At 68.5% G+C, this 21,918-nt stretch carries 23 protein-coding genes; 14 read left to right on the plus strand and 9 right to left on the minus strand.

The genetic code is table 11. The annotated features are described in order from the left end of the window. The first annotated feature begins 18 nt into the window (after positions 1 to 18). Together AC1Q6E_RS21360 and AC1Q6E_RS21365 are read left to right on the plus strand one after the other, a co-directional pair. On the plus strand, positions 19 to 669 hold the full coding sequence (locus AC1Q6E_RS21360; RefSeq protein ID WP_152798492.1) for an RraA family protein: 651 nt from the start codon (positions 19 to 21) through the stop codon (positions 667 to 669). Continuing rightward, the gene (locus tag AC1Q6E_RS21365; protein WP_152798493.1) at positions 666 to 1,343 is read left to right on the plus strand and encodes a 4-carboxy-4-hydroxy-2-oxoadipate aldolase/oxaloacetate decarboxylase; all 678 of its coding nucleotides are present in this window, start codon (positions 666 to 668) and stop codon (positions 1,341 to 1,343) included. Before AC1Q6E_RS21360 ends, AC1Q6E_RS21365 begins: the two co-directional genes overlap by 4 nt. Before the next feature lie 257 nt (positions 1,344 to 1,600). On the opposite strand, the gene mgtE is transcribed toward AC1Q6E_RS21365, so the two are convergent. From mgtE to AC1Q6E_RS21395, 6 genes are all read right to left on the minus strand, one after another. Further along, entirely contained in the window at positions 1,601 to 3,070 is a 1,470-nt protein-coding gene (gene mgtE / locus AC1Q6E_RS21370) for a magnesium transporter (RefSeq protein WP_152798494.1), read from the minus strand. A 254-nt stretch (positions 3,071 to 3,324) separates the two neighbouring features. Beyond that, entirely contained in the window at positions 3,325 to 4,047 is a 723-nt protein-coding gene (mtgA, locus tag AC1Q6E_RS21375) for a monofunctional biosynthetic peptidoglycan transglycosylase (protein ID WP_152799070.1), read from the minus strand. 75 nt (positions 4,048 to 4,122) lie between these two features. Next, a complete protein-coding gene (gene aroE / locus AC1Q6E_RS21380) occupies positions 4,123 to 4,962 on the minus strand; it encodes a shikimate dehydrogenase (protein ID WP_152792320.1) in 840 nt (279 codons plus the stop codon). Then, a complete protein-coding gene (locus tag AC1Q6E_RS21385) occupies positions 4,962 to 5,948 on the minus strand; it encodes an energy transducer TonB (protein ID WP_296556911.1) in 987 nt (328 codons plus the stop codon). The genes aroE and AC1Q6E_RS21385 overlap by 1 nt, the downstream gene beginning before the upstream one ends. A 17-nt stretch (positions 5,949 to 5,965) precedes the next feature. Beyond that, on the minus strand, positions 5,966 to 6,916 hold the full coding sequence (locus AC1Q6E_RS21390; RefSeq protein ID WP_296556912.1) for an NAD(P)-dependent oxidoreductase: 951 nt from the start codon (positions 6,914 to 6,916) through the stop codon (positions 5,966 to 5,968). A gap of 57 nt (positions 6,917 to 6,973) precedes the next feature. Continuing rightward, the gene (locus tag AC1Q6E_RS21395) at positions 6,974 to 7,381 is read right to left on the minus strand and encodes a VOC family protein (protein ID WP_124691180.1); all 408 of its coding nucleotides are present in this window, start codon (positions 7,379 to 7,381) and stop codon (positions 6,974 to 6,976) included. Positions 7,382 to 7,599: 218 nt separating this feature from the next. Here AC1Q6E_RS21395 and AC1Q6E_RS21400 point away from each other — a divergent pair, with 218 nt between their 5' ends. Genes AC1Q6E_RS21400 through AC1Q6E_RS21420 form a run of 5 tightly spaced genes read left to right on the plus strand, consistent with a single transcriptional unit; the run spans position 7,600 to position 11,886 of the window. After that, complete coding sequence (locus tag AC1Q6E_RS21400) at positions 7,600 to 8,592, plus strand: Bug family tripartite tricarboxylate transporter substrate binding protein (protein WP_296556913.1); 993 nt, start codon at positions 7,600 to 7,602, stop codon at positions 8,590 to 8,592. 15 nt (positions 8,593 to 8,607) lie between these two features. Continuing rightward, positions 8,608 to 9,831 carry an FAD-dependent oxidoreductase gene (locus tag AC1Q6E_RS21405; RefSeq protein ID WP_296556914.1) on the plus strand — a complete coding sequence of 408 codons (1,224 nt, stop codon included), beginning with the start codon at positions 8,608 to 8,610 and terminating at the stop codon, positions 9,829 to 9,831. Continuing rightward, on the plus strand, positions 9,818 to 10,756 hold the full coding sequence (locus tag AC1Q6E_RS21410; protein WP_296556915.1) for an alpha/beta hydrolase: 939 nt from the start codon (positions 9,818 to 9,820) through the stop codon (positions 10,754 to 10,756). The genes AC1Q6E_RS21405 and AC1Q6E_RS21410 overlap by 14 nt, the downstream gene beginning before the upstream one ends. Positions 10,757 to 10,783: 27 nt before the next feature. After that, positions 10,784 to 11,200 (plus strand): RidA family protein, encoded by a 417-nt coding sequence (locus AC1Q6E_RS21415; RefSeq protein ID WP_152798207.1) that lies wholly within the window; start codon positions 10,784 to 10,786, stop codon positions 11,198 to 11,200. 32 nt (positions 11,201 to 11,232) lie between these two features. Beyond that, positions 11,233 to 11,886, plus strand: a complete 654-nt coding sequence (locus AC1Q6E_RS21420; protein ID WP_492573486.1) for a GntR family transcriptional regulator — start codon at positions 11,233 to 11,235, stop codon at positions 11,884 to 11,886. Between the two features lie 46 nt (positions 11,887 to 11,932). Here the strand turns inward: AC1Q6E_RS21420 and AC1Q6E_RS21425 are convergent, their stop codons facing one another. From AC1Q6E_RS21425 to mpl, 3 genes are read right to left on the minus strand one after another with little or no spacing between them, the layout of a single operon-like run. Beyond that, positions 11,933 to 13,981, minus strand: a complete 2,049-nt coding sequence (locus AC1Q6E_RS21425) for a ribonuclease catalytic domain-containing protein (protein ID WP_152798209.1) — start codon at positions 13,979 to 13,981, stop codon at positions 11,933 to 11,935. A 7-nt stretch (positions 13,982 to 13,988) separates the two neighbouring features. Further along, positions 13,989 to 14,600, minus strand: a complete 612-nt coding sequence (locus tag AC1Q6E_RS21430) for a YqiA/YcfP family alpha/beta fold hydrolase (protein WP_152798210.1) — start codon at positions 14,598 to 14,600, stop codon at positions 13,989 to 13,991. Further along, positions 14,597 to 15,997 carry a UDP-N-acetylmuramate:L-alanyl-gamma-D-glutamyl-meso-diaminopimelate ligase gene (mpl, locus tag AC1Q6E_RS21435; RefSeq protein WP_492573487.1) on the minus strand — a complete coding sequence of 467 codons (1,401 nt, stop codon included), beginning with the start codon at positions 15,995 to 15,997 and terminating at the stop codon, positions 14,597 to 14,599. The genes AC1Q6E_RS21430 and mpl overlap by 4 nt, the downstream gene beginning before the upstream one ends. A 107-nt stretch (positions 15,998 to 16,104) precedes the next feature. Here mpl and AC1Q6E_RS21440 point away from each other — a divergent pair, with 107 nt between their 5' ends. From AC1Q6E_RS21440 to AC1Q6E_RS21470, 7 genes are all read left to right on the plus strand, one after another. Then, positions 16,105 to 16,722, plus strand: coding sequence for a hypothetical protein (locus tag AC1Q6E_RS21440; protein WP_152798212.1), 618 nt, complete (start codon positions 16,105 to 16,107; stop codon positions 16,720 to 16,722). Continuing rightward, complete coding sequence (locus tag AC1Q6E_RS21445; RefSeq protein WP_152798213.1) at positions 16,719 to 17,249, plus strand: TlpA family protein disulfide reductase; 531 nt, start codon at positions 16,719 to 16,721, stop codon at positions 17,247 to 17,249. Before AC1Q6E_RS21440 ends, AC1Q6E_RS21445 begins: the two co-directional genes overlap by 4 nt. A gap of 137 nt (positions 17,250 to 17,386) precedes the next feature. Then, entirely contained in the window at positions 17,387 to 17,821 is a 435-nt protein-coding gene (aroQ, locus tag AC1Q6E_RS21450; RefSeq protein WP_152798214.1) for a type II 3-dehydroquinate dehydratase, read from the plus strand. A gap of 21 nt (positions 17,822 to 17,842) precedes the next feature. Further along, entirely contained in the window at positions 17,843 to 18,301 is a 459-nt protein-coding gene (accB, locus tag AC1Q6E_RS21455; protein ID WP_152798215.1) for an acetyl-CoA carboxylase biotin carboxyl carrier protein, read from the plus strand. A 168-nt stretch (positions 18,302 to 18,469) separates the two neighbouring features. Beyond that, entirely contained in the window at positions 18,470 to 19,819 is a 1,350-nt protein-coding gene (gene accC / locus AC1Q6E_RS21460; RefSeq protein ID WP_152798216.1) for an acetyl-CoA carboxylase biotin carboxylase subunit, read from the plus strand. Positions 19,820 to 19,835: 16 nt separating this feature from the next. Further along, on the plus strand, positions 19,836 to 20,729 hold the full coding sequence (gene prmA, locus AC1Q6E_RS21465; protein WP_152798217.1) for a 50S ribosomal protein L11 methyltransferase: 894 nt from the start codon (positions 19,836 to 19,838) through the stop codon (positions 20,727 to 20,729). A gap of 12 nt (positions 20,730 to 20,741) precedes the next feature. Beyond that, on the plus strand, positions 20,742 to 21,917 hold the full coding sequence (locus tag AC1Q6E_RS21470) for a zinc-ribbon and DUF3426 domain-containing protein (protein WP_492573488.1): 1,176 nt from the start codon (positions 20,742 to 20,744) through the stop codon (positions 21,915 to 21,917). Position 21,918 lies beyond the last annotated feature (1 nt).

The raw sequence follows: 21,918 nt of genomic DNA on the forward strand, positions 1-21,918 counted from the left end.
GGACCAACCGGAGACGACATGGACAACAATGTAGAACGCATCGCCAAGCTGGACACCGCCACCCTGAGCGACGCGCTGGACCGGCTGGGGATCCCGGGGCAGTGCCATGGCATCAAGCCCCGCACCGCGGGCTTTCGCCTGGCGGGGCGTGCGTTCACGATCCTGTACGGCCCCGCCTCCACGCCGCCGGGTACGGTGGGCGACTTCATCGATGACGTGCCCGACGGCCATGTCATCGTGCTGGACAACGGCGGACGGGTGGACTGCACGGTTTGGGGCGACATCATGACCGAGATCGCGCATCGCCGGAAGCTGGGCGGCACCGTGATCGACGGCATCTGCCGCGATGTGTCGCTGTGCATGGACCTGGGCTATCCTGTCTTCAGCCGCGACCACTGGATGCGCACCGGCAAGGACCGCGTGCAGGTCGAGGCCACCAACGTGCCGGTCAACATCGGCAATGCCCGGGTCGCGCCGGGCGACCTGCTGCGTGGCGACGCCGACGGACTGATCGTGGTGCCGCAGGTCCACGAGGAAGCCGTGCTGGCGGCGGCCGAGGAAATCGCGATGGTGGAGGATCGCATCCGCGAGGCGGTGCGGGGCGGCATGCGCCTGGATGAAGCGCGGCGAGGCCTCGGCTATCACACCCTGCAGACGAGGAAGAAATGAGCCAGAACCGTTTTCCGTTCATGTCGCTGTCCACCGTCACGGTGGATATCGAGCGCCCGAGCCCGGCCCAGGTGGAGCAGGCCTTGCCGCTGCCCAGCTCGACCCTGCATGAAGCCGCCGGCAAGATCGGCGCGCTGCCGTCGGCGATCAAGCCCGTGCATCCCTCGTTCCGCATCTGCGGTGCCGCCGTGACGGTGCAGTCGCCGCCCGCCGACAACCTGTGGCTGCATCGCGCCATCGTCGCCGCGCAGCCGGGCGACGTGCTGGTGGTGCACGTCGGCGGCCACTACGAGGCCGGCTACTGGGGCGAGGTCATGTCGCAGGCGGCCCGCGCCCGCGGCCTGGCGGGGCTGGTCATCGATGGCTGCGTGCGCGATGGCGCCATCCTGGAGCGCTTCGGCTTTCCCGTCTTCGCGCGCGGCCTGTGCATACGGGGCACGGGCAAGGATTTCGAGGCCCGCGGCTGGATCAACGCGCCGACGCTGTTCGGCGACGTCACCGTGCAGCCGGGCGACCTGATCGTCGGGGACACCGACGGCGTCGTCGCCATTCCCCGCGCCCGCGTCGACGAGGTCCTGGCCAAGGCCCGCCAGCGCGAAGAGGACGAGGCCCGGATCATCGAGCGTCTGGCAGCCGGCGAAAACTCCCTGGACATCTATGGCTGGAATAGATAGGGGGGCCCCCCTACGCCCTTCGGGCGCCCCCCAGGGGGCGATGCGGGTGGACCGGCGGAGCCGGATCCACCGCATCCTGGGTCTAGTACCCGTTTCTTGGAGTGTGGCAGCGGTACTTCGCTGGCTGCCAGCGGTAGCAACGGTGATTCAATCCAAGAGACCGGTACTAGACCCAGGAAACCGCGGATCTGGCTTTGCCAGTCCGCTGGTTTCGCCCCCTGGGGGGCGCGCGTAAGCGCGTAGGGGGGGACCTCTTCCTATAGCAGGAACAGCGTCGCCAGGCCCAGGAAGATGAAGAACCCCATGGTGTCGGTCGCGAAGGTCAGCAGGACCGACGAACCGATGGCGGGGTCTTTGCCGAAGCGGCTGCGGGTCAGGGGGACCAGCATGCCTATGCAGGCGCCGACCAGCAGGTTCAGGACCATGGCGGCCATCATGACCAGGCCGAGCGAGTAGCGCCCGGAGATCGCCCAGGCGAACAGGGCGGCCACCGCGCCGCCGCCCAATCCGACCGTCAATGCGATTTCCAGTTCGCGGCGCACCAGCTTGCCGACGTTGGCCGCGTTGATGCGGCCCACGGCCAGCGCCCGGATGATGAGGGTCATGGTCTGGTTGCCGGAGTTGCCGCCTATGCCTGCGACGATGGACATCAGGAAGGCCAGGATGACGATGTGGCCCACGGTGTCCTCGAAGCGCGAGGCGACGAAGGCGGCGGTCGAGGCGGTGCACAGGTTGACCAGCAGCCAGGGGGCGCGGTTGCGGATGGCCTGGTGGATGGGCGCGAAGATGTCCTCTTCCTGCAGGCCGGCCTTGGACAGCGCCTGCTCGTCCGAGGCTTCGCGGATCACGTCCACCACCTCGTTCACGGTCACGCGTCCGATCAGGCGGCCGACGGCGTCCACCACCGGCGCCGACACCAGATCGTAGCGCTCGAATGCGGCGGCGGCCTCGTCGGCTTCGTCCAGCGGCGCCAGGGTCAGGATTTCCGTCTCCATCACGTCGACCACCTGCGTCTCGGGATCGCTGACGATAAGGCGGTTGATGGCCAGGCTGCCCATCAGCTTGTCGTGCCGGTCGACCACGAAGATCTGGTCGGTGTGGTCGGGCAGTTCCTGCAGGCGCCGCAGGTAGCGCAACACCACTTCCAGCGTGACGTCGTTGCGCACGCGGACCATTTCGAAGTCCATGATGGCCCCGACCGAATCCTCGGGGTAGCTCATGACTTCGGTCAGGCGCGCGCGTTCCTCGTCGGTCAGGCCCTTCTGGACCTCGGCCACCACCTCCGGCGGCAGGTCGGGGGCCAGGTCGGCCAGCTCGTCGGCTTCGAGGTTCTCGGTCGCGGCGACGAGTTCCTCCTGGTCCATGGTCGAAATGAGCGACTCGCGGACCCAGTCGGCCACTTCGAGCAGGATCTCGCCGGCGCGCTCGGGGCGGACCAGTTGCCAGACCGCCTGCCGGTCTTCCTTGGGCAGGGATTCGAGAATGAAGGCGATATCGGCCGGATGGAGGTCCTCGAGCAGCGCGCCGAGTTCGGCATCGTGCTGGCGGTGGACCAGGGCCTCGACCAGCGGGGCGCGGCTATCGCCGGCTTCCTGCCGGTGGACCAGTTCTTCGACCAGGTGCTGGCGTCGCAGCAGTTCCTGGACATGCTCCAGGGCTTCCTGGGCATCTTCGGGCTCGAGCCGGTTGCGCTCGAGCGATTTGGGGTGGGTTGCTTGTTCGACCATCGCGCGAGAAAACACAAGACGGCCCCGCACGGGCCTTGGGTCTGGCGCCTGACGCGGGCGGACTCAGGTAGGGCTCGAACGGAGGCCGGGGAACAAAGGGCCGGCGGGTAGTAAGGGTCTAGGTCGTGGCTGTGAGGCCATACCGGGAAAGCAGTACGCATGCACTGCGAAGTAGAAGACGCCGCAATTGTACGCGTGCCGAATGACATTCGTCTGCGTGGCCCGGCCGCCTGGCGAGCTTGGTTGCAATTGCGTCACGGAATGGCCGCGCCGGGCATCCAGCGCAGCAGGCGGTCGGTGCGCGAGGCGAGGTAGGCCGAGCCCCGGTTCTTGTCGTAGAACCGGGGCCGGGGCAGCATGGAAGCCAGCCGCGCGGACTGGTAGGGCGACAGGTTGGCGGCCGAGGTATTGAAATAGTGCCGGGCCGCCGCCTCGGCGCCGAAGACCCCCTCGCCCCATTCGGCGATGTTCAGGTACAGCTCCAGGATGCGCTGCTTGGTCATGACCAGCTCGATCATGTAGGTGATGACCACCTCCTGGCCTTTGCGCAGGTAGTTGCGGGAGTTGGACAGGAACAGGTTCTTGGCGACCTGCTGGGTGATGGTGGAGCCGCCGCGCATGGGCCGCGAGGGCGGTTTGCGGCCGCGCGCCACCGCGCGTTCGGCAGCTTCGGCCAATTGACGGTTGTGATCGTAGGCCTTTTCGACGGCGTTCCAGTCTATGCCGCCATGTTCCAGGAAATTGGCGTCCTCGGCGGCCACGGCGGCGCGCTTGAGGTTGTTGCTGATACGGGCGTAATCCACCCACTGGTAGTTCAGGCGCCGGTGGGGATCGCGCTCCTGCAGCCGCGACAGTTCGCTGCGCATGACCGAGGTCGAGCCCGGCGGCATGTAGGCATACCAGAGCACCCAGCCGAACAGCCAGGCCTGGTACAGCAGCACCAGCGCCGCCGCGGCCAGCACCAGGCGCACGGCCATGCCCGCGGCGCGGGAGGCAAGCGAGCGGCGGCGGGAGGGGCGCGCGGGGCGGCGGGGTGGCATGACGGGTCGGTATTACGCGGACAGCATGTGCCGCAGGGCGGCCAGGACCGGCGCCGGGTCCGGCCGCACGCCGCGCCAGATGAAGAAGCTTTCGGCCGCCTGGCCGACCAGCATGCCCAGTCCGTCGGCGGTGGCCGTCGCGCCGTCGGCCACCGCCTGGCGCATGAAGGCGGTGGGGCGGGCGGCGTACATCAGGTCGTAGGCCATCGCGCCGGGGGCGTAGGCGCCGGCCGGCAGCGGCGGGGCTTGGTCGTCCAGGCTGCTGGCGGTGGCGTTGATGACGAGGTCCCAGTTGCCGCCGGCCGGCAGGTCGCCATAGCCGCTTCCCCGCAGCGTGGCCTGTCCTGCCGGGAACGAGGCCGCCAGTTCCTCGGCGCGCGCCGGTGTGCGGTTGGCGACGTCTATGCGGGCGCAGCCGGCCTCGATCAGCGGCAGCAGGATGCCCCGCGCCGCGCCGCCGGCCCCGGCCAGCAGCACGCGCGCACCGGCCAGGCGCGCGCCCAGCCGCCGCAGGTCGCCGATCAGGCCGATGCCGTCGGTATTGCAGCCGTGCAGTTGCCCGCCTTCCATCCACAGCGTATTGACCGCCCCGGCCGCCATGGCGCGGGGGCTCAGGTGGGCGCGGGCCAGCTCGAAGGCCTGCAGCTTGAAGGGGACGGTCACGTTCAGCCCGCCGCCGCCCGCCGCGAAGAACCCCGAAACCTGGGCGGCGAAGTCGTCGATGGGCGCGCAGATCGCCTCGTAGGTGAGATCCTGGCCGGTCTGTTCGGCGAACCGCGCGTGTATCCAGGGCGATTTGCTGTGGGCGACAGGATTGCCGATGACGGCATAGCGGGTGGGAGTGGAGGGCATCAGCCGGGCTTCGCGAGTAGCTTGTCGTTGGTGAAGTACCAGGTGCGGGTGATGGCCAGGACGTCGGTGTCGCGCGCGATCTGGGGCGGGAACGGGGCGAACGGCGTGGCCAGCGCGACGATGCGCCTGGCCGCGTCGTTCAGTATTTTATGTTCCGAAGGCTTGTCGATGTCCATGCGTTCGACGGTTCCGTCGCTGCGTATATATACCGTCATGCGCAGGGACCCGTACACCTTGCCCCGGGCCGCCGCCGGATAGTTCTGGTTGCCCAGTGTCTCGACCCGCTGCCGCCATTGTTCCACGTACGCCGCGAAACGGTATTCCGAGGTGGAGGGCGCGAAGAAGTGTCGGCGCGGCCGCTTGTTGTAGTCGTCGACGCGCTGGGAGATTTCGGCGAACTGGCGGGCGAGCTGCTCCGCCCGGACCTGGGTGGGATTGCGTTCGGGAACGGGGGCGCCCAGGGGCCCAGGGGGCGTGGGCGCCTGGCCAGGGGCGCGCGACAGCGAGGCGGCCAGGCGGCGTTGTTCCGCCTCCAGCGCCGCCTGGCGCTGCTGCAGTTCGGCCAGCAGCTTGCCGTCGCGGCTGGCGGCCGAGTGCGGCACCGGTGCCTTGGCATGCCCGGACGCGGCATCGCCGCCGCCGTCGCTGGCGACCTGCGCCCGCAACTGGGCCTGGGCCGGGGCGTGGCCGGTGCCGGCGTTGAGCAGCACCACTTCCAGCCCGTCGTCGCGCTCGGGGCGCGTGGGCCCGGGCGCGGTGAAGTGCAGCGCGAACAGGATGAGGTGGGCGAACAGCGAGATCGCCAGCGCACTCATCAGGTAGCGCCGGTCGGGGCGGGTGGTCCAGTCCTCGGCCAGTTGGTCGAGGAGGCGCGCGCCGGCGCGCCGAAGCCGGCGCGGCAGAGGATCCTGCGTGGAAGAGAGCCGGGGGCCGGAGGCCGCGGGCTTGCCGTCAGGGGGGAGGGGGGGAGCGGGGGGATGCGACACCCCGCGATTGTAAAGCGTCAGGCGGCAGCGGATGGCCGTACGGCGTAGCGCGGCGGGCGGCCGGCCAGGCCATCTTCCAGGCTTTCCAGCATCATGTCCAGCTGCACCAGGATGGCGGCGGGCGAGCGGCCCGATATGTGGGGTGTCAGCACGACATTGTCCATGGCCGCCAGCTCGGCCAGCAGCGCGGCCGGCGGCTCGGGCTCTTCCTCCAGCACGTCCAGGCCGGCGCCGGCGATCTGTCCGGCGCGCAGCGCTTCCATCAGGTCGTCGGTCTTGAGCACCGATCCGCGCGCGACGTTGATGACGACGCCGCCGGGCCCCAGGGCCTGGAACATCTCGCGGTTCAGCAGGTGGCGCGTGCGCGGGCCGCCGGGGCAGCAGGCGAACAGGAAATCGCTGTTGCGGGCGAGTTCCAGCGGGTCGGCATGGTAGGTGCCGGGCGCGCCGGGCTTGGGCGAGGGGTTGTGGTAGCCGATGTCGGCCCCGCAGGCGGCGGCGCGTTCGGCAACCATGCGGCCGATCTGGCCCAGGCCGATGATGCCCACCCGGGACCTGTTCAGGCTGGGACGGGGCGCGCGCAGCGAAGTCCAGGCTTCGCCGCGGGCCAGCCGGTTGCCCAGGGTCCGCAGGCCCCGCGCGACCGCGAGGGCCAGGCCGATCGCATGGTCGGCCACCGTGGCGGCATTGGCGCCGGGGGCGTTCGTGACCACGATGCCCCGGGCATGGGCGCCGGCGATGTCGATGTTCTCGGTGCCGGCGCCCATGGAGCAGATCACGCGCAGGCGGGGCAGCCTGTCCATCTGGGCAGCCGTCAGGCCGATCGAGCCGTTGGTGACCACCGCTTCGGCGTCGGCGGTGGCGCCGTCGCCGAAGGCCGATGCGCTCTCGTGCAGGTGATAGTGGCGCGCGATGCCGTCGCGCAGCGCGGGCGGCAGGGCAATGGTGGTCAGGACGTGTCGGGTCATGGGTGGTTTCCAGGGATAGGGCGGTGCGCCGCGCGCGGCGCAGGGGCTCGGACCGTTTCAACCGGCCGGCTTGACTTCCTTCACGGCGCCCTTCCAGCCATTTTCCGTGATGTCGAAGACCGTGCCGTCCGGCATCCGGTATTTGACCTCATAAAACACGTTGGGGTCGGTTTCCTTGCGGCCGGTCAGGTAGGTGCCGCCGGCTTCGGTGATGCGTTTCTCGGCGGCTTCCAGGTCGTCGACCCACATGCCGAAGTGGATCACGCCGCGTACGTCCTTCAGGCCCGCGTAGCCGGGCACGGTCTCGTTGGCGAAGTTCAGCAGCGCCACGTTCATGACGCCGTCCGTCATGTAGACGCCCCGCATGGCCTTGCCGGCCCGGGTCATGCCGAAGGCTTTTTCGAAGAATTGGGCCGCCGCCTCGGGATCTTCCACCGAAAGGGCGATGTGCCTGAGTTTTTCCATGAGTGCTCCTGGTCGTTCAAGGGATGAAAAATGGGCCTTTCCATTTTTTGGTGTTCCATTCTATATTACAGGTATACCAAAATTAATAAAGGATTTTTGTTTTTGCTTTTGTGAATACCTGAATTTGATTTGGCATGTAAGTTGCATCGGATGTCTCCGTGTGACCGGGCGCCTCGGGCGAGTGCGTCGTCGGCCACCTCACCAATCTGGAGCTCGGAATGAACAAGCAACGCAGGTCTTACATGAAGGCGGGGGCCCTGGCCCTGGCCGTGTCGGCATCGGCGGCGGCGCCCGCGGGCGGGGCGTTCGCGGCGTCCTGGCCGGTGCGGCCCATCACCATCGTGGTGCCCTATGCACCCGGCGGCAACACCGACCTGATGGCGCGCCTGATCGGCGAGCAGCTCTCCAAGGCCCTGCATACGCCGGTCGTGGTCGATAACAAGGCGGGGGCGGCGGGCCTGATCGCGGCGGAGTACGTGGCGCGTTCGCCGGCCGACGGCTATACCTTGTTCATGGGCACGCTCACGCAGATATCCACGGCGCCCTTCACCAACAAGATCCGCTACGACCCGGTGAAGGATTTCGTGCCCATCGCCAACGTGGGCGGCAATCCGTTCGTGATCACGGTCAATGCACGCGTGCCGGCTCGGGACATCCAGGCATTGATCGCCTATGCGAAGCGGAATCCCGGCAAGCTCAACATGGGTAACGCCGGCGTGGGCGGGCTGACCCATTTGTCGGCCCTGGTCTTCGCGAAGTACACGGGCATCGACGTCGTCGAGGTGCCGTACAAGGGGGCATCGCTGGCGCTGGGCGACGTGGTGGCCGGCCAGATCGACATGTATTCCGGCAACCTGTCCGAGGTCGTGCCCTATGCCCGCGATGCGCGGGTACGCTTGCTGGGCGTGTCCAGCAGGAACCGGGTCAAGCAGTTGCCCGACGTGCCGGCGCTGGCGGAGTCCGTGCCCGGCATTCCCGAGGTCGAGACCTGGAACGGGCTGCTGGGCCCGGCGGGCATGCCGGCGGAGGCCGTGGACCGGATCTCCGGCGCGGTGCTCGCGGCCCTGGCCGACCCCGCCTTCCGCAAGAAGCTGGAGGACGCCGGCATTACCCCGCTGCCCGAGGCCAAGGAACAGTTCGCCCAGCGTATCCGCCGCGACATCGAGGTGTGGAAACCCATGATCGAAATGGCCGGCATCAAGCCAGAATAATCCAGGAGGAGGACCATGATGCAATCAGACAAGCAGCGCGTTCTCATCGTCGGCGCGGGCCCCGTGGGCATGGTGTGCGCGCTGGCGCTGAACCGGCGGGGCATACCGGTGACCGTGTTCGAGCAGGAGCCCGGCCCGGTCAAGGACCAGCGCGCCGCGTCCATCCATCCGACCACGCTCGAGATGCTGGACGAGCTGGACGTGACCCGTACCATCGTGCCGCGCGGCCTGATCTCGGAAACCTACCAGTACCGCGACCGGGTCAGCGGCAAGCTGATCGCGGAATTCGACCTGCGCGGAATGGCCGACGTCTTCCGTTTTCCGTTCGTGCTGCAGTACGAGCAGTACAAGCTGACGGGCGACATCGCGCAGCAGTATGCTGACGAATCGGACTTCGACGTGCGCTATGGGCATACGGTCGACCAGATCGAGGAGCATGCCGATCACGTCGAGATCGCGGCCAGGGGGCCCGACGGTATCCGGCGCTATCGCGGCGCCTACCTGATCGGCGCCGACGGCGGGCGCAGCACGGTGCGCAAGGCCGCCGGCATCCCGTTCGAGGGCTTCACCTACCAGGAGCGCTTCATCAAGATCGCCACCAGTTTCGATTTCCAGCAGGCCCATCCGGACTACGCCTATCGCAACTATTTTTCCGATCCGGACGAATGGTGCAATCTTTTCAAGGTCCGGGGCGAGGCCGGGGAAGGGCTGTGGCGCGCCATCTTCCCGACCCGCGTGGACGAGTCCGAGGAGCAGGCCCTGAGCGAGCGGGGCGTCGAGGCACGGATGCAGAAGTTCTTTCCCAAGGCCGGACGCTACGAAGTCGCCTATTGCAACGTGTACGGCGTGAACCAGCGCGTGGCGCAGACCTTCCGGCGCGGCCGGCTGCTGCTGGCCGGCGACGCCGCGCACGTCAACAATCCGATCGGCGGCATGGGCATGAACGGAGGCATCCACGACGCCATCAACCTGGCCGGCAAGCTGGGCGCGGTGCTGACGCGAGGCGCGGACGAGGCGTTGCTGGACCAGTACAGCCGCCAGCGGCGCCATGCCGCGGTGGCTTTCGTGCAGGCGCAGACCATCGCCAACAAGAAAATGCTCGAAGAAAAGGACGAACCCAGCCGCCAGAAGAAATTCGGAGAGCTGGCCCGCATCGCGGACGACCCGGCCGGCGCGCGGCAATACATGCGCCGCGCCTCGTTGCTGGAGAGCCTGGAAACCGCCAATGCCATCACCTGAGGACACCATGATCGATCCCACCCGCACGCTGGGCAGCCTGCCGCCCGAGCAAGCCGCCGAACTCGAGCGCGCCGGCCCCATCTGGGGCACCGACATCAACCGTTTCCGCGACCTGGTCGTCAAGCTGTATTCGCCGCTGGTGGCGGCGGCGCCCAAGGACGGAATCGCCGTCGCGCGCGACCTGCCGTACGGCGACAGCGCGCGCCAGGTGCTGGACGTTTTCACGCCCGACGGCGCGCGCGATGCCGACGTCGTGGTCTTCGTGCATGGCGGGGCCTTCATCCGCGGGTCCAAGAGTTCCAACGGCCATATCTACGACAACGTGTCGTACTGGTTCGCGCGCCAGGGCATGGTGGCGGTCAACATGGAATACCGCCTGGCGGGCGAGGCGCCGTTCCCGGGCGGCGCCGACGACGTGGCCGCCGCCGTGCGCTGGCTGGCCGGGAACGTGTCCGCCCACGGCGGCAATCCGCGCCGCATGTTCCTGATCGGGCATTCGGCCGGCGGCACGCACGTGGCCACCTATTGCTTCGATCCGCGCCGGGGCTACCGGCCCGATCCCGGGGTGCTGGGCGCGGTGCTGGTCAGCGCGCGCCTGCGGGCCGACACGCTGCCGGGCAATCCCAACGCCCGCGCGGTCGAGGCCTACTTCGGCACCGACCCGGCCCGCCACGAGGCCGACTCGCCCATGGCCCATGCGGCCGAGTCGGACCTGCCGGTGATGATCGCCATCGCGCAATACGAGAATCCCTACCTGGACCTGTACGGGCTGGAGTTCTGCCAGCGCATTGCCCGCGCGCGCGGCTACGTTCCGCGCTTCGTGCAGATGATGCGGCACAACCATACGTCCATCGTCGCGCATTTCGATAGCGGCGAGGAAACGCTGGGCCGGGAGATCCTGGATTTCTTGCGCGGCATCGCCTGATTTTTTCTTTCGAGTCCGAGGTCCCCCATGAGTCATTCCCCCGCGCCCACCGCGCGTCCCCAGCCGCTCGGCAAGTATCCGCCCTACAGGATCGACGGCGACACCATCTACCTGTCCGGCATCAGCGCCCGCCTGCCCGACGGGTCCATCGCCGGCACCACCCGCCATGCCGATGGCAGCGTGACCCGCGACATCGAGGTCCAGACCCGGGTGGTGCTCGAGAACGTGCGGGCCACGCTGGCCGAGGCCGGCGCGAGCCTGGCCGATTGCATCGACATCCTGGTATTCCTGACCGATATGAAGGATTTCCCGAAATACAATGCGATCTACGGCGAGTATTTCGATGCAGGCGGCCCCACCCGCACCACGGTGGCGGTCAACGAGCTTCCGCGTCCCGACATGATCGTCGAGATGAAAGTGGTGGCATGCCGGCCCCGGCCGTGACCGCATGCGTCCCACAGACCTATCGGGTAGTCATGTCCACGATTTCCTCCAAGATATCCAAGCAACTGGCTGAACAAATCATCGACGGCACCTACCCGCCGGGCGCCAAGCTCGAGGAACGGTCGCTGGCCGAGAAGTTCAACGTGTCACGCACGCCCATCCGCGAGGCCCTGCGCGAGTTGGGCAGCCGGGGGCTGGTGGAGGTGATGCCGCGCCGAGGCGTGGTGGTCGCGTCCATCGGCGTCAAGGAACTGGCCAAGCTGCTGGAGGCCGACTGCGAACTGGAAGCCCTGTGCGCGCGGCGGGCCGCCGAATGCATGACAGCCATGGAAAAGAAGGAGCTCGAGTTCATCTACGAGCAGAGCGCCGAGTTCGCCAGGAACGAGGACACCGCGGGCTATCTGAACAACAATCGCCAGTTCCACGCCCTGATCCTGGCCGGCGCCCACAACGACGTGCTGGCCGCGATGGTGGCCGACCTGCGCGAGCGGCTGGCGCCGTTCCGCCAGGCCCAGGCCCAGGTGAACGACCGGCTGGCGGTGTCGCACGACGAGCACGAGCCCATCGTCAGGGCCATCCTGGGCGGCGCCTGCGAGGCGGCGTACAACGCCATGCGCAGCCATCATGCCCGCCTCAGCAATCACGTGCTGCGGCTGATCCGCTCGCGCCAGGACGAGGACGCCTGAGTCCGCGGCAGGCGGAGCGCAGGCCGCCGCCGCGGCAAGACGGGCGTCAGGCCCCTTCTTCCGGCTTCGGCCCGTCGTCCGGGGCGGGAGCGCCGGCATCGTCCAGGCGCTGGTCCGTGGGGTCGGGACCGTCCGCGGCATCCGTCTCGGCCATTTCCACTACGGCTTCGGCCGTCGGTTCGTCCTCGATGTCCTCGGCGTCTCCCTGGGCATCCACCACGTCCAGGAAGCGGCAGTCCAGGCTCAGGTCGAGTTCGTCGTCGCCCATGACTTCCAGGAGGACGTGCCGGCCGCGCTCCAGGTCGGGCAGCGTACCTATGCGCGTATAGAACGGCGCGTCCTTCAGCCTGACCAGATCCTCGCGCAGTACCACGGCCTCGATCCGGCGCAGGCCCTGCTGCTTGATCCAGCGCAGGCACCAGAAGCGTTCCATGGCCTGCTGGAAGTCGGCATAGGCGCCGTACTTGGCCTCGAACGCGCTGATGACGGCATACAGGTCGGCCTCGCGGGGCTTGTAGGGGGCGACCAGGCGCGCCGATACCCCGTGCTCGATGGCGGCGATCAACTGGCCCTGGTTGACCAGGTCCACATAGCGCCGCAGCGGCGACGTGCACCAGGCATATTGCGGGACCCCTATCGAATCATGGGGGGCGGCGGCGGTTCCCATCCGTACCCGGCCCATCTGCTGGGACCGGTAGATGCCCGGTACCCCGCAGGACGACAGCAGGCCGCCCCAGAGGTTGTTGGCCAGGATCATGTACTCGGCCACCAGCCGGTCCAGCGGCGCGTTGCGCTTGCGCTGCTCGATGCGGACATGCGCCGATTCGGGGTGGTCGGGGTCGCCGTCCACGTAGAAGCTGAAGTCGACCCGGTTGTTCGATTCGGGCTTGCCCCGGACCTCGTCGCGGCGCCGGGACAGGGCCTTGGCCAGCCGCCACAGCGGGCGGAAGACGTGTCCGTAGGGCAGTTCGGCGGCGGGGTCGTCCAGTTGCGCTTCGCCGACCACGTCGTCCAGCGTGTTGTGGCGCAGGTTCTCGCGCACGGCGATGCGCTCGATGCGCGATTCGTGCGATAGGATCTCGCCGGTGTCGGGGTGGGCGACGACGTACAGCGACAGCGCGGGCACCGGCCGGCCGGCATCCAGCGAGAAGGCGGCGATCACCTCGTCGGGCTGCATGGGGATCTTGGCGCCCGGCATGTAGACGGTGGACATGCGCGCGCGGGCCAGCTCGTCCAGGCCGCTGTCGCGCGTCACCGCCAGGCCCGGGGCGGCGATGTGGATGCCGACCCGAAGCCGGCCGTCGTCCAGCTCCTGCACCGACAGCGCATCGTCGATCTCGGTGGTCGTGATGTCGTCCACCGAATAGGCCTCGACGTCGGCCAGCGGCAGGTCGCGCGCGATGGCGGGCACCTCGGCCGGGGCGAAGCCCGTGCCGCGCGGGAAGTGCTGGGCGTAGAAGCGGCGCTTGTGGATGGCGATCGCGCTGGGGAAGGCGCCCAGGTCCATCAGCAGCCGCTCGGGCCGCATCTGCAACTGGGTGCAGGCGGCATCCAGCGCCTTCCATTCCAGGGTGTTCTTGTCGGGCTTGAACAGCAGGGTCTCGGCCTGGCGGGCCAGGGGCTCGGGCAGGGTGCCGGCCTTGATCTCGTCCACCCAGGCCTGCTGTTGTTCGGCCTGGCGCTGCTTCTTTTCCAGGGCGGCCAGCGCGGCCGCCAGGATGTCGGGCGGGGCGGGACGGTACTTGCCCTTGCCGCGGCGGTGGAAATAGACCGGCGCGCCGTGCACGCGCAGCAGCATCGCGGCCTGCTCCACCGGGGTTGGCGGGTGGCCGTAGTATTCCTCGGCCAGCACCGGGATGTCGAAGTCTTCCTTGGGCGCGCATTCCCACAGGAACTCCAGGTCCAGGTCCTGCGAGGCCGCCTCGGCCGCCTTGAGCAGGGCCTCGGGCGACGGTTGCTCGAAACGCACGATGACCGCGGACTTCTTGATCTTGCTGCGCTTGCCGCTGGCCGCCTCGACCTGCAGGCTGGTGTCGGTTTCGCTCAGGACGGTGGCGGCCTTGAACCCGCCGTCGTCCTCGTAGAGGACATGCATCGTGTGTTTACCCAGGGATAGATTCGTCGTCTGCCGCGGCGTCGGCGAAGGCCAGGACGCCGGGCAGGTAAAGCTCGAAGTCGGAGATGCCGTGGTCGCCGCCGTCGATGATGTGCTGCCGCGCGCCCGCGTAGTGGTCGCGCATTTCACGCCAGTCCAGCACTTCGTCGCCGGTGGCCGCTAATAGATAGTAGCGGCTGGGACGGGTGATGCGTGCGACGGCGTAGGCGCGCAGTTCGTCCACGTGGCCGGCGGTGAAAAGGAAGGGCTGGCCGTCGTGGTAGGACTGGTGTTCGCCCACCTGCGTGGCCAGGTCGCGCGGCGCGTGCACGGCAGGATTGAGCAATGCCGCGCGGCAGCCCAGCTGCTCGGCCAGCCAGGTGGCATAGTAGCCGCCCAGCGAGGAGCCGATCAGCGTCAACGCCTGCCCGTTCGCCCGGGCATGCCGCTGCATGTCGCGCGCCAGCGGTTCGGCCAGTTCCATGGCTTCGCGGGGACTGGCCGGCAACTGCGGGCAGGCCCATTCGCGCCGGCGCCCGCGTTCGGCCATGGCCTGGGCCAGGAGCCGCGCCTTGGTCGAGGCGGGCGAAGAGCGGAATCCGTGCAGGTAGAGGATCATCGGGCGGTCCCGGCGGGGGCGCGCTCGCGCAGCGCCTGCAGCAGCTTGTCGTGCACGCCGCCGAAGCCGCCGTTGCTCATGACCACGACGTGGTCGCCGGGGCGCGCGGCGGCGGCGATGGCCGCGACCATGGCCGGCAGGTCCGCCCAGCCGCTGGCCCGGCCGCCCAGGGGCGCCAGGGCCTCGGCCGGGTCCCAGCCCAGCGCATGCTTGCCGTCCTGGGCGCCGAAGCAGAACACCAGGTCGGCGTCGCGCAGCGAGTCGGGAAGCAGGGCCTTCATGGCGCCCAGCTTCATGGTGTTCGAGCGTGGCTCCAGCACGGCCAGGATGCGCTCGCCGGCGACCCGGGCGCGCAAGCCGGCCAGGGTCGTGGCGATGGCGGTGGGGTGGTGGGCAAAGTCGTCGTAGATCCGCACGCCGTCCACGGTGCCGCGCAGTTCCATGCGGCGCTTGACTCCCGCGAAACGGCTCAGGGCCGCCACGGCGTCGGCCGGGGCGACGCCCACGTGCCCGGCCGCCGCGATGGCCGCCAGGGCATTCATCCGGTTGTGCTCGCCGCTCAGTGTCCAGGCGACGCGGCCCGCGGATGCCCCCCGGTGGATGATCTCGAAGGTGCCCGCCGCGTCGTCGGGGCCCGCCCGCCAGTCGCCGTCGACGCCAAACGTGACGGTTTCCGACCAGCATCCGCGGGCCAGCACCCGCTCGATGGCGGGCGTGCGGGTGGGCGCGACGACCCGGCCCTGGCCGGGGATGGTCCGTACCAGATGGTGGAATTGTGTTTCGATCGCGGCCAGATCCGGGAAGATGTCGGCGTGATCGTATTCCAGGTTGTTCAGGATGGCGGTCCGGGGCCGGTAGTGGACGAACTTGGACCGCTTGTCGAAGAAGGCGGTGTCGTACTCGTCGGCCTCGATCGCGAACACCGGCCGCGCGGCGCCCCGGCCCGGCTGCAGGCGCGCCGATACGCCGAAGTCCTGCGGCACGCCGCCCACCAGGAAGGACGGCTGCAATCCGGCCGACTCCAGGATCCAGGCCAGCATCGAGGTCGTCGTCGTCTTGCCGTGCGTGCCGGCCACGGCCAGCACGTGGTGGCCGGGCAGGACGTGCTCGCCCAGCCACTGCGGCCCGGACGTGTAGGGCAGCCCTTCGTTCAGGATGGCTTCCATCAGCGGGTTGCCGCGGCTGACCACGTTGCCGACCACGAACAGGTCCGGCCTGAGCGCCGTCTGGCCCGCGTCGAAGCCTTCGATCAGTTCGATGCCCTGTTCCATGAGCTGGGTGCTCATGGGCGGGTAGACACCGGCGTCGCAGCCGGTGACGCGGTGCCCGGCCGCCCGCGCGATCAGCGCCAGGCCGCCCATGAAGGTGCCGCAGATGCCGAGTATGTGTAGATGCATGGTTGCCTGCTTCCGGTCGGGGTATGGATTGTAGACGCCCGGGCCGGACCGCCGCGGTCCGGGGCGGGGACGAAGTATGATGTCGAGGTCACCTCCTCGGAGCAATCATGCCGTTTTCTTCTTTGCGCCAGGAAATCGCCGCCGCTGCGGCCCGGATGATCGCCGAGGACGGGCTGGACTACAGCTCGGCCAAGCGCAAGGCGGTCAAGCAACTGGTGGGGGCGGGCAGCCTGCCCCGCGGCGACGTGCTGCCGGACAATGACGAGATAGAGAGCGAGGTCCGCGAATATCAGGCCTTGTTCATGGGGGATACCCAGCCCGCGCGCCTGGCAAGGCTGCGGCGGGTGGCGCTGTCGGTCATGGGCCTGCTGGAACGATTCCAGCCCTACCTGGTCGGTCCTGTCTGGAACGGCACCGCGGGCGAGCATTCCGATATCGCCCTGCAGTGCTTTGCCGACTCATCCAAGGAAGTCGAGATATTCCTCCTCAATCATGGCATCAAATACGAAGTGGGCGAGCGCCCGGATTTCCGTGGCCGCGGCAAGGTCGAGGCCCTGTATTTCCTCTGGCAGGAGGAAGGCGTCATGCTGAGCATCTATGATGGCCTGGCGCTGCGAGGGGCCTTGAAGCCGGGCCCGGACGGCCGGGCCGAGCGCGGCGACGCCCGGGCCGTGGCCAGGCTGCTGGAGGATGTCCAGGGGCGGCTGCAGGGAGAAACGGCATGAGCGGGTCTTCTCGCCGCCGGCTGCTGGCGTACGGCGGCGCGGGCGTGGCGGCGGCCCTGCTGGGCGGCGGCGTGGCCTGGTGGCGCCTGGCGCCGGGCACCGCGTCCGACCGGGCGGTGAACATCCTGTACGCGCAGACGCTGGAGGGGCTGGACGGCCGTTCCTATCCGTTCCAGCAATGGCGAGGACAGCGCCTGGTGGTGAATTTCTGGGCGACCTGGTGCCCGCCTTGCGTGGACGAGATGCCGGAACTGGACATGCTGCACCAGGAATTCGCCAAGACGGCGCAGTTTGTCGGGATCGGCATCGATTCGGCGGCCAACATGCGGAAATTCGTCGAAAAAGTCCCGGTGGGTTATCCTTTGCTGATCGCCGGGAATGTCGGTACGGAACTGGCGCGCGAGCTGGGCAACGCCAGCGGCGGCTTGCCGTATACGGTCGTGATCGACGAAAAAGGGGGAGTTATCCATCAGTATTCCGGCCGGATCAAGCCCGATACCCTGCGGGGTGTGCTCAAGCCTGCCTGAATGCTGTCCGGACCCCTGGGCATCCCCGGGGCGGGATGTTCCCGACATAGGCAGAATCGCCGAATTCGTTACAATTGATAGACAATATGGCGTGTTTTGCGTAAAAATCGCGCCCTTCCGTATCGCATCGCAGGCATATGGCCCATCGCATACTGGTTTTGCACGGCCCGAATCTGAATCTGCTCGGCACGCGCGAGCCCGGTATCTATGGTGCGACGACCTTGGCCGACATCGATGCCCGGCTGCTGGCCCTGGCGCAGCAGCACGGCGCATCGCTCGCCTCGTTCCAGAGCAACCATGAAGGTGCGCTGGTCGACCGCATCCAGGCGGCCGTGGGCGAGGGTGTCGATTTCATCGTGATCAATCCGGCGGCCTACACGCACACCAGCGTGGCGGTCCGGGACGCGCTTGCGGCGGTGGCGGTGCCGTTCATCGAAGTCCATTTGTCGAACGTGCACAAGCGGGAAGCCTTCAGGCACCGTTCGTATTTTTCCGACCTGGCCGTGGGCGTGATCGCCGGGCTGGGCGTCGATGGCTATGAAGCGGCCGTGCGTTACGCGCTGTCGCATTGAAGAAAATTACGGGGAAGCCCCATGGATCTTAGAAAACTGAAAACCTTGATCGACCTGGTTGCCGAGTCCGGCATCGCCGAGCTGGAGATCACCGAGGGCGAAGGCAAGGTGCGTATCGTCAAGTTCGCGCAAGGCGGGCAGTTCACCGCCTCGCCGGGGGTCCAGGCCTACCAGGTCATGCCGCAGGCAGCCGCCCCGGCCCCGGCCGCCGAAGCCGCCCCTGCTCCCGCGCCCGTCGTGGCCCAGGGCCATGTCGTCAAGTCGCCCATGGTGGGCACCTTCTACCGTGCGCCCAACCCCGGCGCCTCGGCGTTCGTGGACGTCGGCCAGGCGGTCAAGGAAGGCGATCCCCTGTGCATCATCGAGGCCATGAAGCTGCTCAACGAGATCGAGGCCGACAAGGCCGGCACCATCAAGGAAATCCTGGTCGAGAACGGCCAGCCGGTCGAATACGGCCAACCCCTGTTCGTGATCGGCTGACCGGTCGACACCATGCGCATCGACACCTTGCCCGTTGATGCGCTTCACACCGTGTTATCAGTCGGGCGCCGGGACCGGCGCGCCAGTCCCGGCAAGGCACCGTCCGCCGCGGCGCCACCGGAGGACGCCGCCTCGGCCAGCCGTCCGACTTTTTCAGGACATTCGTTCATGTTTGAAAAGATCCTGATCGCGAATCGCGGGGAAATCGCCCTGCGCATCCAGCGCGCCTGCCGCGAGCTGGGGATCAAGAGCGTGGTCGTGCACTCCGAGGCCGATCGCGAGGCGAAGTACGTCAAGCTGGCCGACGAGTCGGTCTGCATCGGGCCCGCGCCGTCGCGCGAGAGCTACCTGAACATGCCGGCCATCATCTCGGCGGCCGAGGTCACCGATGCCGAGGCCATCCATCCGGGCTACGGCTTCCTGTCCGAGAATGCCGATTTCGCCGAGCGGGTCGAGAAAAGCGGCTTCGTGTTCATCGGGCCCAGGCCAGAATCCATCCGCATGATGGGCGACAAGGTCAGCGCCAAGCAGGCCATGATCGCGGCCGGCGTTCCCGTGGTGCCCGGTTCCGACGGCGCGCTGCCCGAGGATCCGAAGGAAATCATCCAGATCGCCCGCAAGGTCGGCTATCCGGTCATCATCAAGGCCGCCGGCGGCGGTGGTGGACGCGGCATGCGCGTGGTCCACACCGAGGCCGCGCTGCTCAACGCCGTGACCATGACGCGGTCCGAAGCCGCGGCCGCCTTCAACAATCCCGACGTGTACATGGAGAAGTTCCTCGAGAACCCCCGCCACGTCGAGATCCAGATCCTGGCCGACGGCCAGCGCGGCGCGATCTGGCTGGGCGAGCGCGATTGCTCGATGCAGCGCCGCCACCAGAAGATCATCGAGGAAGCGCCGGCGCCGCACATCCCGCGCCGGCTGATCGACCGTATCGGCGATCGCTGCGCCGACGCCTGCCGCAAGATCGGCTATCGCGGCGCCGGGACGTTCGAGTTCCTGTACGAGAACAACGAGTTCTATTTCATCGAAATGAACACCCGCATCCAGGTCGAGCACCCGGTCACCGAGGCGATCACGGGTGTGGACTTGGTGCAGGAGCAGATCCGCATCGCCGCAGGCGAGAAGCTGCGGCTTCGCCAGCGCGACGTCGTGTTCCGCGGCCACGCCATCGAGTGCCGCATCAATGCCGAGGATCCGTTCCGCTTCACGCCCAGCCCGGGCCGCATCACCAACTGGCATGTTCCCGGGGGCCCTGGCATCCGTGTCGACTCGCATGTCTACAACGGCTACTTCGTGCCGCCCAACTACGACTCCATGATCGCCAAGGTCATCGCCTATGGCGATACGCGCGACCAGGCGCTGGCGCGCATGCGCATCGCCCTGTCGGAAATGGCGGTCGACGGCATTTCGACCAACATCGCGCTGCACCGCGAACTGCTCCAGGATGCCCGCTTCATCGAAGGCGGAACCAACATCCATTATCTGGAGCATCGCCTGTCCCAGCGTCCGGACTGAAGGTAGCGAGTCCGTCATGCGCGAACTGGTGTTCGATTGCCCCGAGCAACTGGCCGAGCCGCTGTCCGACGCGCTGCTGGAAGCCGGCGTGTTGTCGGTGTCGGTCGAGGATGCCGACTTCGGCACCGACGCCGAGCAGCCCTTGTTCGGCGAGCCCGGCCTTGAGCCGGAAACCCAGGCATGGTCGCGCAACCGCGTCGTGGCGCTGCTGCCCGATGGCGAGGATCCCGCCCAGTTGCTGGCGGTGGCCTGCGCGGCCTGCGGGATCGACGATCCGCCCGCCTGGCAGTTGCGCGAGGTGCCGGATGCCGACTGGGTCCGCCTGACCCAGTCGCAGTTCGAGCCGATCGAGGTCGACGCCCGCATCTGGATCGTGCCGACCTGGCACGAAGTGCCGGACCGGCCGGGCACCATCTCCCTGCGCCTGGATCCGGGCCTGGCCTTCGGTACCGGCAGCCATCCCACCACGCACCTGTGCCTGGCCTGGCTGGCGGGCAATCTGCGCGCCGGCAGCAGCGTGCTGGACTACGGCTGCGGTTCGGGCATCCTGGCGATCGCCGCGCGCAAGCTCGGCGCCGGCGAGACCGTGGGCATCGACATCGACCCGCAGGCGGTCCAGTCGGCCCAGGCCAATGCGGCGGCCAACGCGGTCGAGGTACTGGCCGGCCTGCCCGACGTGCGCCAGGGCTGGCGCGCCGACGTGGTGGTCGCCAACATCCTGTCCAATCCGCTCAAGGTGCTCGCGCCCATGCTGTGCGACCGGGTACTGCCCGGCGGCGACCTGATCCTGTCCGGCGTGCTCGAGCGGCAGGCCGACGAGGTTGCGCAGGCCTATGCGCCCTGGATCGCCATGAAGGTGTGGCGCGCGCTGGATGGCTGGGTCTGCCTGCACGGGCAGCGCCCCGCCTGACGGGCATCCGGCATGGTTCTCGCTACCCGCTGCCCCCAATGCGCCACGGCGTTCCGGGTCGCTCCCGACCAGATCAAGCTGCGCGGCGGCTGGGTGCGGTGCGGGGTTTGCAACGAAGTCTTCGATAGCAGCCAGAGCCTGATCGAGCTGGATCCGGCCGGAGGTTCGCCGCGTCCGGTGGCCGCGGGACCGGCAGCGATGCCCGAGGCGCCCGCCGCCGAACCCCATGTGCTGCGCCGGCGGGGAGAAGGCCTGGCCGCGACCGTGCAGGACGACGAGGACCTGGCGCCGGCATTGGCGTCCACGCCGCCTTCCCCGCCGGTCGTGACCGACAGCGAATCTGCCTCCCGCGACATGCCGGCCGACGACGCGCCGCCTGGAGCCGGCGCGTCGATGGCGGGTGAAACGGCGCCGGCGGTTTTCGCCGAATCCTTGCCCGGCCAGGATCTGCCTTCCGTCCTGCGGTCCCGTCGCCCCGAGCCGGTCGGCCTGCCGGGCGAGGCCGATGGCGGGCCGGATGCGGGTATTGCGCCCGCGGCGGACGTTTCCATCGTGGGCGAGTCGCGTGTCCGCGCGCAGGGGGCGAGCGTGGAAGCGGCGCCGGGTTTCCTCGATGGCGAGACCCGGCGGCGCTGGCGGCGCGCCCAGTGGCTGTGGGGGCTGGCCGCGCTGGTCGCGCTGCTGATCCTGCTGGCGCAGGCGGCCTGGATCTTCCGGGCCGAGATCGCGACCCGCGTGCCCGCGTTGCGTCCCGTCATGGAGCAACTGTGCCAGCGGCTGCAGTGCATCGTGGGCTATCCCCGGGCGCCCGAACTGCTGGTGATCGAATCATCGTCGGTCGAGCCCTGGTCGCCCGAGTCGCCGGGATTCGCGCCGCCCATCGCCGATGAGCCCGAACCGGCGCCGGGTGAGTCTTCCGAGGTCGTCCTGCCGACGCGCCAGCTGGCGCTGCGGATGGTGTTGCGCAACCGCGCGGCGTTCCCGCAGTCCTGGCCCGCCATCGAGCTGTCGCTGATGGACTTGTCCGACACCGTGGCCGCCCGCCGGGTGCTGCTGCCGTCGGTCTATCTGTCGCCCCGCGATTTCGCCCAGCCGCTGGGGCCGCTCGAAGAGCGGGTCCTGCGGATTCCCATCGAAACCATCGACGCCCACGCCACCGGCTACCGCGTCGCCATCTTCTATCCGTGAC

Source organism: Pigmentiphaga sp. MLSB6-MA01 (genome assembly GCF_058793475.1).

Coding starts and splice junctions, on each gene's coding strand:
- AC1Q6E_RS21360 (WP_152798492.1), top strand. CDS start 19: ATGGACAACAATGTAGAACGCATCGCCAAGCTGGACACCGCCACCCTG.
- AC1Q6E_RS21365 (WP_152798493.1), top strand. CDS start 666: ATGAGCCAGAACCGTTTTCCGTTCATGTCGCTGTCCACCGTCACGGTG.
- mgtE (WP_152798494.1), bottom strand. CDS start 3,070: ATGGTCGAACAAGCAACCCACCCCAAATCGCTCGAGCGCAACCGGCTC.
- mtgA (WP_152799070.1), bottom strand. CDS start 4,047: ATGGCCGTGCGCCTGGTGCTGGCCGCGGCGGCGCTGGTGCTGCTGTAC.
- aroE (WP_152792320.1), bottom strand. CDS start 4,962: ATGCCCTCCACTCCCACCCGCTATGCCGTCATCGGCAATCCTGTCGCC.
- AC1Q6E_RS21390 (WP_296556912.1), bottom strand. CDS start 6,916: ATGACCCGACACGTCCTGACCACCATTGCCCTGCCGCCCGCGCTGCGC.
- AC1Q6E_RS21395 (WP_124691180.1), bottom strand. CDS start 7,381: ATGGAAAAACTCAGGCACATCGCCCTTTCGGTGGAAGATCCCGAGGCG.
- AC1Q6E_RS21400 (WP_296556913.1), top strand. CDS start 7,600: ATGAACAAGCAACGCAGGTCTTACATGAAGGCGGGGGCCCTGGCCCTG.
- AC1Q6E_RS21405 (WP_296556914.1), top strand. CDS start 8,608: ATGATGCAATCAGACAAGCAGCGCGTTCTCATCGTCGGCGCGGGCCCC.
- AC1Q6E_RS21410 (WP_296556915.1), top strand. CDS start 9,818: ATGCCATCACCTGAGGACACCATGATCGATCCCACCCGCACGCTGGGC.
- AC1Q6E_RS21415 (WP_152798207.1), top strand. CDS start 10,784: ATGAGTCATTCCCCCGCGCCCACCGCGCGTCCCCAGCCGCTCGGCAAG.
- AC1Q6E_RS21420 (WP_492573486.1), top strand. CDS start 11,233: ATGTCCACGATTTCCTCCAAGATATCCAAGCAACTGGCTGAACAAATC.
- AC1Q6E_RS21425 (WP_152798209.1), bottom strand. CDS start 13,981: ATGCATGTCCTCTACGAGGACGACGGCGGGTTCAAGGCCGCCACCGTC.
- AC1Q6E_RS21430 (WP_152798210.1), bottom strand. CDS start 14,600: ATGATCCTCTACCTGCACGGATTCCGCTCTTCGCCCGCCTCGACCAAG.
- mpl (WP_492573487.1), bottom strand. CDS start 15,997: ATGCATCTACACATACTCGGCATCTGCGGCACCTTCATGGGCGGCCTG.
- AC1Q6E_RS21440 (WP_152798212.1), top strand. CDS start 16,105: ATGCCGTTTTCTTCTTTGCGCCAGGAAATCGCCGCCGCTGCGGCCCGG.
- AC1Q6E_RS21445 (WP_152798213.1), top strand. CDS start 16,719: ATGAGCGGGTCTTCTCGCCGCCGGCTGCTGGCGTACGGCGGCGCGGGC.
- aroQ (WP_152798214.1), top strand. CDS start 17,387: ATGGCCCATCGCATACTGGTTTTGCACGGCCCGAATCTGAATCTGCTC.
- accB (WP_152798215.1), top strand. CDS start 17,843: ATGGATCTTAGAAAACTGAAAACCTTGATCGACCTGGTTGCCGAGTCC.
- accC (WP_152798216.1), top strand. CDS start 18,470: ATGTTTGAAAAGATCCTGATCGCGAATCGCGGGGAAATCGCCCTGCGC.
- prmA (WP_152798217.1), top strand. CDS start 19,836: ATGCGCGAACTGGTGTTCGATTGCCCCGAGCAACTGGCCGAGCCGCTG.
- AC1Q6E_RS21470 (WP_492573488.1), top strand. CDS start 20,742: ATGGTTCTCGCTACCCGCTGCCCCCAATGCGCCACGGCGTTCCGGGTC.